Source organism: Paracoccus fistulariae (assembly GCF_028553785.1).
In the GTDB taxonomy this organism is placed as follows: domain Bacteria; phylum Pseudomonadota; class Alphaproteobacteria; order Rhodobacterales; family Rhodobacteraceae; genus Paracoccus; species Paracoccus fistulariae.
The window spans coordinates 3,405,006-3,420,744 of sequence record NZ_CP067136.1 but is presented as its reverse complement, the minus strand read 5'-3'; the positions used below and the strand labels follow the sequence as shown (position 1 = coordinate 3,420,744).

Here is a 15,739-nt window from a genome sequence, read left to right as displayed (position 1 = left end):
ATGCAGTTCAAGTCACGCAATTTCGATCAGGCGGATATCGCCGTTGAAACCGACGATCTGACCGTCGCCCTGCCCGATACGCCGGGCCAGCCGCAGGTGCTGAAAGGGATCGATGTCACCATCCATCAGGGCGAGACGGTCTGTCTTGTGGGTGAATCCGGTTCGGGCAAATCCGTCACCTCTCTGGCGATCATGGGCCTGCTGCCCGAGGCGCTGAAGGTCACAGGTGGCCGGATCAACCTTCAGGGCCAGAACCTCTTGCCGCTGACGCAGGCGCAGATGCGGGAATTGCGCGCCGCCCGCGTCGCGATGATCTTTCAGGAACCGATGACGGCGCTGAACCCGGTGCTGCGTGTCGGCGATCAGATCATGGAGGTGATGGAGCTGCATACCAGCCTCTCCTCGGCCGAGCGCCGTCAACGCGCCATCGACATCATGGAGCAGGTGCACCTGCCGGATGTCGAACGGGTCTTTTCCAGCTATCCCCACCAGCTGTCCGGCGGGCAGCGGCAGCGCATCATGATTGCGATGGCGCTGGTGCTGGAACCCGTGCTGCTGATCGCCGACGAACCGACCACCGCGCTGGATGTGACGACGCAAAAGCAGATCCTGTCGCTGATTGACGAATTGCAGGCCAATCACGGCACGGCGGTCCTGTTCATCACCCATGATATGGGCGTCGTCGCCGAGATCGCCGATACCGTCTATGTGATGAAATATGGCGAGATCGTCGAACGCGGGCCGGTCGAACAGATCCTGCGGCATCCGCAAAAGGACTATACCCGCGATCTGCTGGCCTCGGTTCCCAGCCTGTCGCCGCGCCCTGCCCGCCCCGAAGGGTCCGAGATCGTCTTGCAGGTCGAGCGTCTGAACAAGATCTATGGCGGCGGTGGCATCCTGAAGAAACTGCCACAGGCCCATGCCGCCAAGGATGTCAGCTTTACCCTGACACGCGGTCGGACGCTTGGGATCGTGGGGGAATCCGGGTCCGGCAAATCCACCGTGGCGCGCTGCATCATGCGGCTGATCGATCCCAGTTCGGGCCGGATCCTGCTGGATGGCAGCGATATCGCCACGCTGTCGCGCAATCGGCTGCGCCCGCATCGCCAGAAGCTGCAGGTGGTGTTTCAGGATCCGATGCGCTCGCTGAACCCGCGCTGGACCATTGCGCGCAGCCTGACCGAAGGCCCGCTGAACTATGGCACGCCCAAGCCCGAGGCGATGGCCGAGGCCGCGCGGCTGTTGCAGGTCGTGGGCCTGCCCGAAGACGCGCTGCACCGCTATCCGCATATGTTCTCTGGCGGGCAGCGACAGCGGATCGCGATTGCCCGCGCGGTGATGATGCGCCCCGATGTGCTGGTCGCGGATGAGGCCGTGTCGGCGCTGGATGTCTCGGTTCAGGCGCAGGTGCTGGACCTGCTGGACCAGTTGCAGCAGGAACTGGGCATCGCCATCGTCTTTATCACCCACGACCTGCGCGTCGCCGCCCAGATCTGCGACGATGTCATCGTCATGCAGCGCGGCGCCGTGGTCGAACACGGCCCTGCCGCCGATGTGCTGGGCGCCCCCGCCCATCCCTATACCCGTGCCCTGATCGAGGCCGCCCCCGGCCGAAACTGGGATTTCCAGAATTTCCGTATGATGAATGAGGCCCCCGATGCCCGTCCTGCCTGAGATTGACGCCACCGCAGCCGAGCTGTCCCGGATCTTTCGCGATCTGCACGCCAATCCCGAGATCGGCTTCGAAGAGGTCCGCACCTCGGGCATCGTCGCCGAAAAGCTGCGCGAATACGGCTTTGACGAGGTGCATGAAAAGATCGCGGGCACCGGCGTAGTGGGCATCCTGCGCGGCAAGGGCGCGGGCAATCGCCGGATCGGTCTGCGCGCCGATATGGACGCGCTGCCGATCACGGAAACCAGCGGGCTGGACTATGCCTCGCAGACGCCCGATCGGATGCATGCCTGCGGACATGACGGCCACACCACCATGCTGCTGGGCGCGGCCAGATATCTGGCCGACAGCCGCAATTTCGACGGCACCGCCGTCTTCATCTTCCAGCCCGCCGAAGAGGGTCTGGGCGGCGCGCGCGGCATGATCGCGGACGGGCTGTTCCAGCGCTTTCCGGTGGATGAGGTCTATGGCATGCACAATCAGCCAAACGGCAAGCCCAACCGGGCGATGATCTGCAAGGGCGCGGCCATGGCCGGGGCGTCCTTCTTTGACATCACGGTCAAGGGCAAGGGCAGCCATGCCGCCATGCCACAGCAATCGCGCGATGCGCTGGTCGCGGCCTCGGCATTGGTCGGACAGTTCCAGACGATTCTGGGCCGCAACATGCCCCCGCTGGAACAGGCGGTGCTGTCGGTCACCCAGATACACGCGGGCAGCGCCTATAACGTGGTGCCCGAAACCGCCCGGATCGCGGGCACCATCCGCTTTTTCAAGCCCGAGATCCGCGACCTGATGCAAAGCCGCATGCGCGAAATCTGTCAGGGGTTCGAGCTGGCCTATGGGTTGCAGATCGGGGTGGAGTTCCGCGAAATCTTCGACGTTCTGGTCAATGACGACACCCTCAGCGACGAGTGGCTGGCGGCGGCGAGCGATATCGTGGGCGATGCGAATGTTGACGATACCATCGCCCCCTTCACCGGATCCGAGGATTTTGCCGATATGTTGCAGGTCGTGCCCGGCGCCTATGGCAATCTGGGCCATGCGGGCACGGTGCCGCTGCATAATCCGGGCTTTGTGCTGGACCCGGAGATTCTGCCGGTCGGCGCCTCGATCTATGCCCGCCTGATCGAACGCCGCCTGCCCTTGGGGAACGCCGCATGAACCCGTTGGCCCTGCCCTTCGATTCGGATCAGATGCTGGCCGGGTTGCGCCCTTGGGTCGAATGCGAAAGCCCGACCTGGGATGCCGCAGCCGTCAGCCGGATGATGGCCATGGCCGCGCGGGATCTGTCCGCGATTGGCGCCACGGTGGAAACAATCCCCGGCACCGGGGGCTTTGGCGATTCCATTCGCGCCAGCTTTCCGCATCCCGATCAGGGCAAGCCGGGAATTCTGGTGTCGGGCCATTTCGACACGGTCCACCCCATCGGTACGCTGGAAAAGCTTCCCTTCCGGGTTCAGGATGGCCGCGCCTATGGCCCCGGCATTCAGGACATGAAGGGCGGCAATTACGTCATGCTGGAGGCGATGCGCCAGATCCTGAAAGCCGGGCTGCAGACGCCCCTGCCGGTGACCTTCCTGTTCACCCCCGATGAAGAGGTCGGCACCCCCGCCACCCGCGACCTGATCGAGGATCACGCCCGTGGCCAGCGCGCCGTTCTGGTCCCCGAACCGGCCTCGGCCGATGGCGGCGCGGTGATCGGGCGCTATGCGATCGCGCGCTTTGATCTGCTGACGCAGGGGCGGCCCAGCCATGCCGGTTGGGCGCTGAAGGACGGCCGCTCGGCCATTGCCGCGATGGCCCGCAAGATCCTGGAAATCGAGGCCATGACGACCGAGGACTGCACCTTCTCGGTCGGGGTCATCCATGCCGGGCAATGGGTGAATTGCGTCTCATCCGAATGCCGGGCCGAGGTGCTGAGCATGGCCAAGACTCAGGCAGATCTGGATCGGGGCGTGGCGGCGATCGAGGCGCTTCAGGGCCATGAAGGCGGCGTCGATTTCATCGTGAACCGTGGCGTGACGCGCCCTGTCTGGGAACCGGATCAGGGCACCATGCAGCTTTACGATCTGGCCCACCGCCTTAGCGCCCAGATCGGCTTTGAGCTGACCGCAGGCAGCGCGGGCGGCGGATCGGACGGCAATTTCACCGGCGCGATGGGCGTGCCGACGCTGGATTCCATCGGCCCGCGTGGCGCGGGCCTGCATACGCTGAACGAACATATCCAGATCGACAGCCTGGCGGAACGTGCCCGATTGGCTGCGGGCCTGATGATGGAGATCCGCTGAACGCAAAAAGGGCGGCCAGAACCGACTGGCCACCCCACGGCACTGGTGAACAGATCACTCGGTTCAGAAAACGAAATCGCTCATATCCAGCTGGTTCAGCTGCATGTCTTCCAGCGTGAAAGACGTGTTATGCGACAGCGTGACGACGACGTCATCGCCATCCTGAACGGCATTGTTGATGACCTGACGGACCTGAGCGCGGCTGAAATCGTCAATCTCGATCTTGTCGCGACCGTTTTCGAAATCGCGGATGATGTCGCGGCCATGACCCAGATCGAATTCGAACTGATCCGCACCGGCACCGCCGATCAGGATGTCATTGCCACGACCGCCCTCAAGCGTGTCGGCCCCCACGCCGCCATTCAGCGTATCGGCACCCGCGCCGCCTTCAAGATCGTCACGACCGCCATTGCCGAACAACCGGTCACGACCGGCGCCGCCCTCAAGCTCATCATGGCCCGCGCCGCCGCGCAGCGTGTCATGGCCCGCGCCGCCTTCCAGCTCATCATTCCCGGCGCCGCCGATCAGAATGTCGCGACCGCCATTGCCTTCCAACTCGTCATGGCCACGGCCACCCAGAATGCGGTCATTGCCCGCACCGCCCTTGATCTCGTTCGGGCCATTGCCGCCGACGATCGTGTCATTGCCGTTGCGGGTGGCAATGGATTTGATGGTGCCCTTGATATTCTGCAGATCGATGCCCAGCCAATCGACGTCCTGAAGATTAAGTTCACCGTCAAAATTACCGTTATAGGCCATGGTTAAATTCCTTGTCTTTTTTCATCATCGGGCTGCGCCTTGCCTGGCTGGCCCGGGTACGAATCGCTTATAGCGAAGGTTAACTGACAGCTTTCTGATCCCGGCTGTCAGCAAATTGTCAGCCAGCGCAGGCTATGGTCCGTGGCATGAAATACGCCCTTGCCCTCGCCTGCCTCTTCGCCGCATCCGCGCCCTTTGCGCAGGACGTCCCAGTGGCGGATTACGACCTGGTGCTGGATGCGGTGCAGGATGGTGAAATCCTGCCGCTTGCGGATATCCTGACGATACTGGAACGCGAGCATCCCGGTCAGATCGTCGAGGTGGAACTTGAATATGACAAGGGAACGCGCGTCTATGAGATCGACGTGATCACCCCCGAGGGGTTGTTGATCGAGGTTGATCTGGACGCGGCAACCGGCGCGATCCTGGATGTTGAAGAGGATGGCTGATGCGCGCCCTTATTGTCGAAGACGAGTCGCGAATTGCGACGGACCTGCAACGCGCACTGGAATCCGCGGGATTTCGGGTCGAACATGTCGATAACGGAGAGGATGCGTGGTTTCAGGGCGGCACCGAAAACTATGACCTGATCGTGCTGGATCTGGGTCTGCCGCGTCTGGACGGGCTGACCGTGCTGAAACGATGGCGGGCCGAGGGATGCGAAAGCCCCGTGCTGATCCTGACCGCGCGGGGCGCCTGGACCGAACGGGTCGAAGGTATCGACGCGGGCGCCGATGATTACCTGCCCAAGCCCTTCCGCATGGAGGAACTGATCGCCCGCGCCCGCGCGCTGGTGCGGCGGTCGGGCGGTCGCGCGGCCTCGGTCCAGCAGGTCGGGCGGCTGTCGGTCGATATCAACCGGATGCAGATCGCGATCGAGGGCGTGCCGGTGCCGGTCACGCCGCTGGAATTCCGCCTACTGGCCTATCTGACTCTGCACCGCGACCGTGTCGTGCCGCCGACCGAATTGCTGGAGCATCTTTACGGCGATGACGACGCGAAAGAGGCCAATGCCGTCGAGGCGGTCATCACCCGCCTGCGCCGCAAGATCGGACCGGGCGTCATCGCCACGCGGCGCGGCTTTGGCTACGCGCTGGACAGCGGGGCATGAGGCCGACCACCATCCGCTGGCGGCTGATGCTTGCAGGCGCGGTTGCCATCCTGATCGCCCTGGGGCTGTCGGCAGTCGGGCTGTCGCTGTTATTCGAACGCCATGTCGAACGCGTCGCCGTCAATGATCTAGAGGCGCGGGCACGGGCCCTTGCGGGAATAGTCGAGACCGATCCCGCAGGCCGCCCCTTCCTGCATGATCCGCCCTCGGACCCCCTGTATCACCAGCCCTATTCGGGCCATTACTGGCAGATCAGTCTGGGGACGGATGAACGCCGCTCCAGATCGCTGTGGGATTTTCGCCTGACGCCCCCGGCAGAGGCGGCCGCGCCCGGCGCAACGCGGGTGCTGTCGCTGCCGGGCCCGCAGGGGGAACGTCTGCTGGTGCTGGAACAAAGCCTGCTGGTCAGGGACGCGACGGGCGCCCCGCTGCCGCTGCGCATTCTGGTCGCGACCGAGCGGACGGCGTTGCAAGAGGCCAAGCGCGATTTCGTCACCTCGCTGCTGCCGTTTCTGGGCATTCTGGCCGCGCTGTTGCTGGCGGCTTTCTGGATGCAGATCCGCATCGGGCTGCAGCCGCTGTCGCAGGTCAGCAAGCGGGTGACGGCGTTGAATTCGGGGCAGCGCGCGCGGATCGGCACCGATCTGCCCGATGAGGTCGTGCCGCTGTCGCGCCAGATCGATCAGCTTCTGGATGCGCGCGACGTGGAACTGGACCGCGCCCGCCACCGCGCCGCGGATCTGGCGCATGGCTTCAAGACGCCCTTGCAGGCGCTGCTGGGCGATGCCGAAAAGCTGCGCGATCAGGGCAAGCCCGCGCTGGCTGACAGCATTGAAACCGTCGTGGTCGCCATGCGTCGCCTTGTGGACCGTGAACTGACGCGGGCGCGGATCCAATCGGATCGCAGCAGCGCCGAGGCATCGCCCGATCAGGTGATCAATCGCGTCGTGAAGGTGCTGAAGCGGACCCCGATTGGTTCCGATATCAGCTGGCAGACGCAGACCGACCCGGGGCTTCTGGCCAGAATCGATGCCGATGATTTGACCGAAGCGATGGGCGCGCTGCTGGAAAACGCGATGCGCCATGCGCAAGGCGCGGTGTCAGTCACCGCCGAGCGGCAGGGCGGTCAGGCGCTGATCACCATTCGCGATGACGGCCCCGGCGTGCCCGAGGCCGCGCTGAGCAAGCTGGCGCGACGGGGTGTCCGGCTGGATGAAAGCAGCGAGGGGGACGGCATCGGGCTGGCCATCGTCGCCGATATCGTCGATGCGGCGGATGGCGAGGTCAGCTTTCAGAATGCGGATCCGGGCCTGCTGGTTCAGATCAGCCTGCACGCCAGATAGGCATCACAGCCCCGCCATCACCTGCGACGCGATCTCGAAGCTGCGCAATCGGGCCGCGTGATCGTGGATCTGGCCGGTCAGGATCACCTCATCGGGCTGATATGCGGCGATCAGGGCGCGCAACTGTTCCTCGACCTGCGCGGGATTGCCGACGGTAGTGACACGCAGCGCCTGATCCACCATGCGCCGCATCTGAGCGCCGATGGCGCCATCCAGATCGCGGGTCGGCGCCGGAAGCTTGCCCGGCATTCCCGTACGCAGACGCGCAAAACCCAATTGCATTGAACTGCGCAGATAATGCGCCTCATCCGCGTCATCGGCGGCAAAGACATTGATGGCGATCATCGCCTTGGGCTGATCCAGCCAGTCCGACGGGCGAAAGCGGTCGCGATAAATCTGCAATGCCTGATCCATATCCCCGGGCGCGAAATGGCTGGCAAAGGCATAGGGCAGCCCCAGATGCGCGGCCAGTTGCGCGCCGTAAAGGCTGCTGCCCAGGATCCAGATTGGCACATTCGTGCCCTCACCCGGCAGCGCGCGCACCGGCGCGGCGGGGTTTTCCGGCCCGAAATAGGTCAGAAGCTCGACCACATCCTGCGGAAAGCTGTCGGCCATCGGGTCGCGGCGCAGCGCGCGAATGACGGCCGCATCCCCGCCAGGCGCGCGGCCCAGACCCAGATCGATCCGGTCGGGAAAGACGGTGGCCAGCGTGCCAAAGGCTTCGGCCACGGTCAGCGGCGCGTGATTGGGCAGCATGATACCGCCCGCCCCCACACGCATCCGGCTGGTCGCCTGCGCCACCAGCGCGATCAGGACCGCGGTCGCGGCGCTGGCGATGCCCGGCATATTATGATGCTCGGCCAGCCAGAAGCGATGATAGCCCCAGCTTTCGGCCTTTTTCGCCAGATCAAGCGTGTTCTGGATCGCATCTGCGGCCTCGAACCCCTCGGGCACGGGCGACAGATCGAGAAGGGAATAAGGAATTTTGCTCATATCAAAGCAATTAGGTGGCACGCGCGGATTTACAACGGCTGACCGCGCGAAAAGCAAAGGCACGACATGAAAACGCCCGGACGTAACCCCGGGCGCAGTTTGATCGCGAAGGGGCAGTTCAGCCCATCTTGCGCACGTAGGTCCAGGTCGGCACGCGGGCATTGCGTGCGACCGACCAGCTTTCGGCATCGCCCAGATAGACAAAGCCGCAATTGGTCAGCACGCGGGCCGAGCCGGGATTGTCCTGAAACACTTCGGCAAACAGGGTGCGCGATTTATGCGGATTGGCCTTGACGACGGCATCGACAGCCTCTGTCGCGAAGCCGGTATTCCAGAAGCCCGCGCCTATCCAGAAGCCAAGTTCGGACTGATCGCCCTCCATCTGCGTCAGGGACACGACGCCCAGCAATTCGGCAAGCTTGTAGGCCGAGCCGTCAATGGCCCAGACATCTTCGGTCCGATCCACGCTCATCGAGCGGATCACGAAACTTTCGGATGCGCCCGGCGGCAGCGGATGCGGGATCGCACGGGTGCCCTCGGCGACGCGGCGATCGGCGGTATAATGGGCAATCATCCCGGCATCCGACGGACGCAAGGGACGCAGTATGAAGCGTTCGGTTTCGATGACTGGCTGGCTCAACACCTGCGTGTTGATGGTCAAATCATCCAATCTCGTTCCCTCCCGCATGGGTGCAGACATTACCATTTCCCCCTCCCGGAAACTGGTCGATATAAAAAGGTCCGGGGGGACCGGCTTTCGCCGATCCCCCCGATAACATCGAAATGTTAATTTTGGGTTACTCGGCTGCCTCGAGAGAGGCCGGTACCACGGAAATATAAGTGCGGCCCTTCAGTCCCTTGCGGAAGCTGATCTGGCCATCGGTCAGTGCGAACAGGGTATGATCCTTGCCCATGCCGACATTCGTGCCCGGCCACCACTTGGTGCCGCGCTGGCGCACGATGATGTTGCCTGCAATGGCTTCCTGACCGCCATACAGCTTGACGCCAAGACGGCGACCGGCTGAGTCGCGGCCGTTACGGGACGAACCGCCTGCTTTCTTATGTGCCATGACTGTTAGTCCTTCTTGCCTTTGGCCAATTCCTTGGCCTGCTTGATCCATTCGTCACGTTCGATCCGGCCATGGAACGACAGCTTATCGTCCATGTACTCGATCTCTTTCTTCTTCCAGGCCGCGATCTGATCAAAGTGGTAAACGCCGTTCTCGTGCAGGAGTTCCTCCAGCTTGGGACCAACACCCGAGATCAGTTTCAGATCGTCGGCCTGACCGTCGCGCGCCGCGTCGAGCAGGTTCGACGGGCGGGTGCCGACCGAAGCGGCAGCCTCTGCCTTGGCGGGCTTCGCGGCGGTGGCGGGCTTCTGCGCGCCAGCGGTGCGGGCACCGACAGCAGCCATCACGCCGGTCTTGTCGGCGCCTTTTTCCAGCACGTCGGTCACGCGCAGCAGGGTCAGTTGCTGACGGTGGCCACGGGTCCGCTGCGAGCTGTGCTTGCGGCGGCGCTTGACATAGGTGATGACCTTGTCAGCCTTGATCTGGTCGATCACTTCGGCCTGAACGCAGGCACCATCGACCAGCGGCATACCCAGGGTCGAGCCGACCATCAGAATATCGTTGAACTGGACTTTGTCGCCAGCTGCGGCACTCAGCTTTTCAACGCGCAGCACATCGCCTGCCTGCACCTTGTATTGCTTGCCGCCAGTTTTCAGAACAGCGAACATCGCTTCTTTCCTTTGTCTACCGCGTCCTTCGGCCCCGGTACGCCCGGAGTTCTGGCCATGCCGCCTTCGAACAGCGCACCCTGTCCATCAGGGTGTCATTCAAAAATAACGAGCCGGCCAAGAGCAAAAGCCCGGCCGGTTGCCCCGCATATGGCGGATTCGACCCGCCAAGTCAAGTGTTACAGGCCTGTTACAGCAGTCAGGCAGGCGAAAATTCGCGGGAACCCTGACAATTCCTCATGCATTCCCATCAGCAAGCGCAGGATAGGACAAATGCAAAGTTTTACGTGCCCGGCCAGCGGAAACCGCGTCTTTTTCGACAACCTCTCCTGCGGCTGCGGGGCGCAGCTTTACTACGACCCCGAGGCGCGCACCATGCTGAATGAGGCCGCCCCATGCGTCAATCGCGACAGCATCGGCTGCAACTGGATGGCGGAACCTGGCCAGCTCTGGTGCCGGTCCTGCCTGATGACGGATGTGGTGCCGGATCTGTCGGTCGGCGACAACCGCCAGCTTCTGGCGCGGGCCGAGCGGGCGAAACGGTGGGTGCTGGCCAATCTGTCGAACTGGGGCTGGTTCACCCAGGCGGATCCCGGCCCCCGCCCGCGCTTTCGCATGATGTCAGAGCGGATCGGCGACAGCGAAGAGCCGGTGATGATGGGCCATGCCAATGGCATCATCACCATCAATGTTACCGAGGCGGATGAGCTGATCCGCCTGCAAAGACAGCACCAACTGCGCGAGCAGTACCGCTCGATGGTGGGGCATCTGCGGCATGAGATCGCGCATTTCCTGTTCACCCGCCTTTCGGCCCAGCCCGAGTTCCTGCCCGCCTTCCGCGAGATTTTCGGGGATGAGCGCGCCGATTACGGTGCGGCCCTGCAAGCGCATTACGCAAATCCGAAGCCGCCAAAAGGCGACTATATCACCGATTACGCCACCGCCCATCCGCATGAGGATTGGGCCGAGACAACTGCGCATCTGCTGCATATGGTCGATTTCACCGACAGTTTCGTGAATGCGGGCCTGTCCATGTCGGGATTACCCCCGGATTACGCCCCCTATCAGGACGGAAATGCCGAACATCTTCTGACCATCACCACCGATGTCGCCATCGCCATCAATGACATCAACCGGGCGCTGGACAATTCGGACCTTTATCCCTTCGTGCTGACCCCGCGCATCCGCGAAAAGCTGACCTTCGTGCATGACTGGATCACCGATCACGCCCTGCCCGCGCAATAGATCACAACCAGCGTTGCAGCGCGACCTCGGCCCGGATTTCCTGCCCGCTGCGAATATGGGGCGGCGTGGCCGACAGACGCGGCGCTGGCATCGGCTCATGTCCCGAAAAGCTGCGGCGCGCGATGTTATGGGGATGGCGCGGGGCCTCGTCGATCGACAGGACGGGGGCGGCGCAGGCGTCCTGCCCCTCCAGCAGCCGCGCCCATTCGTCACGAGAGCGGCGTGCGATCACCTGTTCCAGCCGTGCCCGGATCGCGGGCCAATTGTCGGGATCGCCACGATCCGGCAGGCTGTCGGCCGCGATCCCCAGCAGTTCAAGCAATCTCGACCAGAATTTCGGCTCGATCGCCCCGATGGCCAGAAAACCGCCATCGGCACAGCGATACAGACTGTAATAGGGCGCACCGCCGTCCAGCAGGTTGGCCTCGCGCCGGTCAGACCACAGGTTTGCCATGCGCAGCCCCGAAATCATGGTCATCAGATGCGCGACACCATCGGTAATCGCGGCATCCACCACCTGCCCGCGCCCCGTGCGGCTGGCGCGCAGCATTGCCGCCAGCATGCCCGAGACCAGATACATCGACCCGCCCGCGAAATCCCCCAGCAGGTTCAGCGGCGGGACCGGATGTTCGGCAGGACCGATGGCGTGCAGCGCGCCGGTGATCGCCAGATAGGTGATGTCATGGCCCGCGCTGTCGGACAAAGGCCCGGATTGCCCCCATCCCGTCATGCGGCCATAGACCAGTCGGGGATTATCGGCGAAATCCGCTGGACCAAGGCCCAGACGCTCCATCACGCCGGGGCGCATCCCTTCGATCAGCGCATCGGCGCGCAGCACCAGTTCGCGGGCGACGGCATGATCCTGCGGGCGTTTCAGGTCCAGTTCGACCCAATCCCGGCCACGGTTCAGCAAATCGCGATGCGGGCCCAGCAGCGGCTGTTCCTCCGGGCGCACGATGCGGACGACCTGCGCGCCATGTTCGGCCAGCCACATCGCCGCGAAAGGCGTCGGACCAAGACCGGCGAATTCGACGATACGGATGCCTTGCAATGCTGCGACCATGGTGCCTCCCCCGCCGACAGGATCAGCCTGCGGCCTTTTCCTCAAGAAGCAACCATTCTTCCTCGGCGGCTTCCAGCGCGGATTGGCGTTCCGACAGCGCGGCAGTCGCCTTTTCGAATTTCTGCGGCGCGGTTGCATAAAGATCGGGATCGGACAGGAATGCCGACAGCTTGGCGATCTCGGCCTCCAGCCGGGATATCACAGCGGGCAATTCCTCAAGCCGGTGCTTTTCGGTAAAGCTGAGGCCCGATTTCGCCGCTTTCGGTTTTTCCGCAGACACAGGCTTTCGCGCCGGGGCTTCGGAAACGGGGGCCGTCGCAGGCGCATCCTCGCCCCGCTGGGCGCGATAATCGCTCCACCCTCCGGCATAGATCACGGCACGGCCATCGCCTTCCATCGCGATGGTGGTATCGGCCACGCGGTCGATGAAATCGCGATCGTGGCTGACCAGCAGCACGGTGCCGTCATAATCGCCCAGAATATCCTGCAGCAGATCCAGCGTTTCGACATCCAGATCGTTGGTCGGTTCGTCCAGCACCAAAAGGTTCGAGTTCCGCGCCATCAGCCGCGCCAGCAGCAGCCGGGCCTTTTCGCCGCCCGACAGGCTGCGCACCGGCGCGCGGACCTGCGCATCGTCGAAAAGGAAATCCTTCAGATAGCCGACCACATGGCGCGGCTGACCCCGCACCATCACCTGATCCGCCCGACCCGAGACGCGCATCTCGGGATCGCCGGTCAGCGATTCCCACAGGCTTTGATCCGGGTTCAGGGCCGAGCGCGTCTGATCGAACACCGCCAGATCCAGATTGGTGCCCAGCGTGACGCTGCCCTGATCGGGGGGGATCTCGCCTGTCAGCATCCTGATCAGGGTCGTTTTGCCCGCGCCATTCGGGCCGACAAAGGCAATCCGGTCGCCGCGTTTCACCCGCAGGTCAAAGGGCTTCAGAATGGTGCGGTCGCCAAAGGATTTGGTGATGCCCTGCGCCTCGATCACGCGCTTGCCCGATTGCGGACCGGCCTCGAAGGCCATCGCCGCCGTGCCCTGCCTGCGGATCTGCGCCGCGCGCTCCGCCCGCAGATCGGCCAGCGCGCGCACGCGGCCCTGATTGCGCTTGCGCCGGGCGCTGATACCCTCGACCGCCCAACGCGCCTCGGCCTTGATCTTGCGGTCCAGCTTGTGCCGGGCGTCGTCCTCGGCGGACCAGACGGCCTCGCGCCAATCCTCGAAATGTTCAAAGCCGCGTTCCTGCCGACGCACCTCGCCCCGGTCGATCCACAGGGTCGCGCGGGTCAGGCGGCGCAGAAAGGCACGGTCATGGCTGATGATGACATAGGCCGCGCGGGTCTGCGACAGGTGATCTTCCAGCCAGCCGATGGCCTCGATATCCAGATGGTTCGTCGGCTCGTCCAGCAGCATCAGTTCCGGCGCCTGCGCCAGCAATCTCGCCAGCGCGGCGCGGCGACGCTCTCCGCCCGAGGCGGTCGAGACCGGGCGCGCCGGATCGAATTTCAGCCCCTCGGCCGCCATCTCGACGCGGTAGGCCTCGGATTCGGGCAGGCCGCTGGCGGCAAATTCGCCCAGCGTCTGGAAGCCCGACAGATCCGGGTCCTGCTCCATATAGCCGACATGGGCACCGGCGCCGAGGATCACCTCGCCCCGGTCGGGTTCGACCAGCCCGGCCATCACCTTCATCAGCGTCGATTTGCCGGATCCGTTGCGGCCGACCAATGCCACCCGGTCGCCCTGCTGGACGATCAGGGACAGGTCCTGAAAGACGGGGTTGCCGCCGAATGTCAGCGAAATATCGGTCAGTTGAAGAAGGGGTGCGCGTGCCATGCCAGCGCCCTATCGCGGCTGCGCGTGGCGGTCAATCCGGCACGTCGATGCTGCATAAGGGGCCTTGCACCTTCCTGCCCGCCATCACAGAAATGGGGCTTGGCAAATGCAAGGATGTCACATGGCGCAGAAGATCATTATCGATACCGATCCGGGACAGGACGATGCCGTGGCCATCCTGATGGCGCTGGCCAGCCCCGAGCTTGAGGTGCTGGGCATCACCGCCGTGGCGGGCAATGTGCCGCTGGCGCTGACCGAACTGAATGCGCGCAAGGTGGTCGAACTGTCGGGCCGCACCGACATCCCGGTCTATGCCGGTTGCGACCGGCCCATCGCGCGCAGTCTGGTCACGGCGGAAAACGTGCATGGCAAAAGCGGGCTGGACGGGATCGAACTGCCCGCACCCACCCTGGCCCTGCAGCCGGAACATGCGGTCGATTTCATCATCGACACCCTGCGCCAGCAGCCTGAGGGCACGGTCACGCTGGTCCCGCTTGGCCCGCTGACCAATATCGCCACCGCCTTTCAGCGCGCGCCCGAAATCATCGGTCGCGTGGCGCGGATCGTGCTGATGGGCGGCGCCTATTTCGAGGTCGGCAATGTCACCCCGGCCGCCGAATTCAACATCTATGTCGATCCCGAGGCCGCGCGGCAGGTCTTTGCCTCGGGCGTTCCGATCACCGTGCTGCCGCTGGATGCCACGCATCAGGCCCTGACCTCGCGCGAGTGGATCGAGACGATGCGCGCCCTGCCCAACCGCTGCGGCCCGGCCGTCGCCAGCTGGACCGATTTTTTCGAGCGTTTCGACAAGGAAAAATACGGCAGCGCGGGTGCGCCGCTGCATGATCCCTGCACCATTGGCTGGCTGATCCGACCCGACCTGTTCGAGGGCCGAGAGATCAATGTCGAGATTGAAACGCAGGGAGAGTTCACCACCGGCATGACCGTCGCGGATTGGTGGCGCGTCACCGGTCGCCCGGCCAATGCGCTGTTCATCCGCAACCTGGATCGCGACGGCTTTTTCGACCTGCTCAGCGAACGGATTGCCAGCCTGCCCTGATCCGGCGGGGGCTGGCGCTAGTTCTCCAGCGGCTGCGCCCCGTCATTCATGGGCTGATCGCTGGCTGGGGTGGGCGAGGGTGTGAAGGGCACCACGCCATCGCCATCGCCAAGCTCTTCATCGGCGCGGGCGATCAGATCGGCGGTCACATCAATCGCGTCCAGCGACACGAAAACCGTGCGCCGGTCCAGCACCGCGACGGCGCGACGTTCCTCGACAATCGTTCCCATCAGCGGAAGCGCGGCGCGATAAAAGGCGGTGCGATCCGCCTCGGCCCAGGCGTTCAACTCTTGCACCGCCTGCGCCCGTTCGCGGCGCACCTCGGTCGCGCGGGTGTCGAAGGCCTCGGCGCGCTGGCGGAACTCTCCTGCATCCAGACTGTCGCGCAGCCGCGTCAATTCGGCCTCTTCCGCCGACAGCAGATCCGCCAGACGCTCATTATCGGCGGCGATCTTGGTGCCTTCTTCCTCCAGAATGGCCTGCGTCCGCTTGCCCCAGGCGGAATTCGTGAACAGCACGTCCTGATCCACCGTCAGGATCGGCGATTGCAAAACCTGCTGGGCGTCCGCAGGCGCCTCGATCATGCGCGAGGGGATCTGGTTCGGCGCGGATTGCGGCGGGGGCATGACG

General features: G+C 64.0%; 16 protein-coding genes. 8 read left to right on the top strand and 8 right to left on the bottom strand.

The genetic code is table 11. The features are described 5' to 3' along the window. From JHX87_RS16865 to JHX87_RS16855, 3 genes are read left to right on the top strand one after another with little or no spacing between them, the layout of a single operon-like run. Positions 1 to 1,674, top strand: coding sequence for an ABC transporter ATP-binding protein (locus JHX87_RS16865; protein WP_271883630.1), 1,674 nt, complete (start codon positions 1 to 3; stop codon positions 1,672 to 1,674). Continuing rightward, entirely contained in the window at positions 1,658 to 2,833 is a 1,176-nt protein-coding gene (locus tag JHX87_RS16860) for a M20 aminoacylase family protein (RefSeq protein WP_271883631.1), read from the top strand. Before JHX87_RS16865 ends, JHX87_RS16860 begins: the two co-directional genes overlap by 17 nt. Beyond that, on the top strand, positions 2,830 to 3,960 hold the full coding sequence (locus JHX87_RS16855; RefSeq protein ID WP_271883632.1) for a M20/M25/M40 family metallo-hydrolase: 1,131 nt from the start codon (positions 2,830 to 2,832) through the stop codon (positions 3,958 to 3,960). Before JHX87_RS16860 ends, JHX87_RS16855 begins: the two co-directional genes overlap by 4 nt. Before the next feature lie 63 nt (positions 3,961 to 4,023). On the opposite strand, the gene JHX87_RS16850 is transcribed toward JHX87_RS16855, so the two are convergent. Further along, positions 4,024 to 4,719 carry a calcium-binding protein gene (locus JHX87_RS16850; RefSeq protein ID WP_271883633.1) on the bottom strand — a complete coding sequence of 232 codons (696 nt, stop codon included), beginning with the start codon at positions 4,717 to 4,719 and terminating at the stop codon, positions 4,024 to 4,026. Positions 4,720 to 4,865: 146 nt separating this feature from the next. On the opposite strand from JHX87_RS16850, the gene JHX87_RS16845 reads away from it, so the two are divergent. From JHX87_RS16845 to JHX87_RS16835, 3 genes are read left to right on the top strand one after another with little or no spacing between them, the layout of a single operon-like run. Beyond that, positions 4,866 to 5,168: a PepSY domain-containing protein gene (locus JHX87_RS16845; protein ID WP_271883634.1), complete on the top strand. Its 303-nt coding sequence runs from the start codon at positions 4,866 to 4,868 to the stop codon at positions 5,166 to 5,168. Further along, positions 5,168 to 5,830: a response regulator transcription factor gene (locus JHX87_RS16840; RefSeq protein ID WP_271883635.1), complete on the top strand. Its 663-nt coding sequence runs from the start codon at positions 5,168 to 5,170 to the stop codon at positions 5,828 to 5,830. Before JHX87_RS16845 ends, JHX87_RS16840 begins: the two co-directional genes overlap by 1 nt. Next, complete coding sequence (locus tag JHX87_RS16835) at positions 5,827 to 7,173, top strand: sensor histidine kinase (protein WP_271883636.1); 1,347 nt, start codon at positions 5,827 to 5,829, stop codon at positions 7,171 to 7,173. Before JHX87_RS16840 ends, JHX87_RS16835 begins: the two co-directional genes overlap by 4 nt. Before the next feature lie 3 nt (positions 7,174 to 7,176). Here JHX87_RS16835 and JHX87_RS16830 read toward each other — a convergent pair whose 3' ends face one another. The 4 genes from JHX87_RS16830 to JHX87_RS16815 form a co-directional block, all read right to left on the bottom strand. Further along, positions 7,177 to 8,157, bottom strand: a complete 981-nt coding sequence (locus JHX87_RS16830; RefSeq protein ID WP_271883883.1) for an LLM class flavin-dependent oxidoreductase — start codon at positions 8,155 to 8,157, stop codon at positions 7,177 to 7,179. A gap of 127 nt (positions 8,158 to 8,284) precedes the next feature. After that, on the bottom strand, positions 8,285 to 8,836 hold the full coding sequence (locus JHX87_RS16825) for a GNAT family N-acetyltransferase (RefSeq protein WP_271883637.1): 552 nt from the start codon (positions 8,834 to 8,836) through the stop codon (positions 8,285 to 8,287). 127 nt (positions 8,837 to 8,963) lie between these two features. Further along, positions 8,964 to 9,236: a 50S ribosomal protein L27 gene (gene rpmA, locus JHX87_RS16820; RefSeq protein ID WP_271883638.1), complete on the bottom strand. Its 273-nt coding sequence runs from the start codon at positions 9,234 to 9,236 to the stop codon at positions 8,964 to 8,966. Positions 9,237 to 9,241: 5 nt separating this feature from the next. Beyond that, positions 9,242 to 9,904 (bottom strand): 50S ribosomal protein L21, encoded by a 663-nt coding sequence (locus JHX87_RS16815; RefSeq protein WP_271883639.1) that lies wholly within the window; start codon positions 9,902 to 9,904, stop codon positions 9,242 to 9,244. 273 nt (positions 9,905 to 10,177) lie between these two features. On the opposite strand from JHX87_RS16815, the gene JHX87_RS16810 reads away from it, so the two are divergent. After that, entirely contained in the window at positions 10,178 to 11,149 is a 972-nt protein-coding gene (locus tag JHX87_RS16810; RefSeq protein WP_271883640.1) for a zinc-binding metallopeptidase family protein, read from the top strand. A gap of 1 nt (position 11,150) precedes the next feature. On the opposite strand, the gene JHX87_RS16805 is transcribed toward JHX87_RS16810, so the two are convergent. Next, positions 11,151 to 12,212, bottom strand: a complete 1,062-nt coding sequence (locus tag JHX87_RS16805; protein WP_271883641.1) for a CaiB/BaiF CoA transferase family protein — start codon at positions 12,210 to 12,212, stop codon at positions 11,151 to 11,153. A 22-nt stretch (positions 12,213 to 12,234) separates the two neighbouring features. After that, entirely contained in the window at positions 12,235 to 14,049 is a 1,815-nt protein-coding gene (locus JHX87_RS16800; protein ID WP_271883642.1) for an ABC-F family ATP-binding cassette domain-containing protein, read from the bottom strand. Between the two features lie 121 nt (positions 14,050 to 14,170). On the opposite strand from JHX87_RS16800, the gene JHX87_RS16795 reads away from it, so the two are divergent. After that, positions 14,171 to 15,109: a nucleoside hydrolase gene (locus JHX87_RS16795; RefSeq protein WP_271883643.1), complete on the top strand. Its 939-nt coding sequence runs from the start codon at positions 14,171 to 14,173 to the stop codon at positions 15,107 to 15,109. Positions 15,110 to 15,126: 17 nt separating this feature from the next. Here the strand turns inward: JHX87_RS16795 and JHX87_RS16790 are convergent, their stop codons facing one another. Next, on the bottom strand, positions 15,127 to 15,735 hold the full coding sequence (locus tag JHX87_RS16790) for an OmpH/Skp family outer membrane protein (RefSeq protein WP_271883644.1): 609 nt from the start codon (positions 15,733 to 15,735) through the stop codon (positions 15,127 to 15,129). Between the last annotated feature and the right edge of the window lie 4 nt (positions 15,736 to 15,739).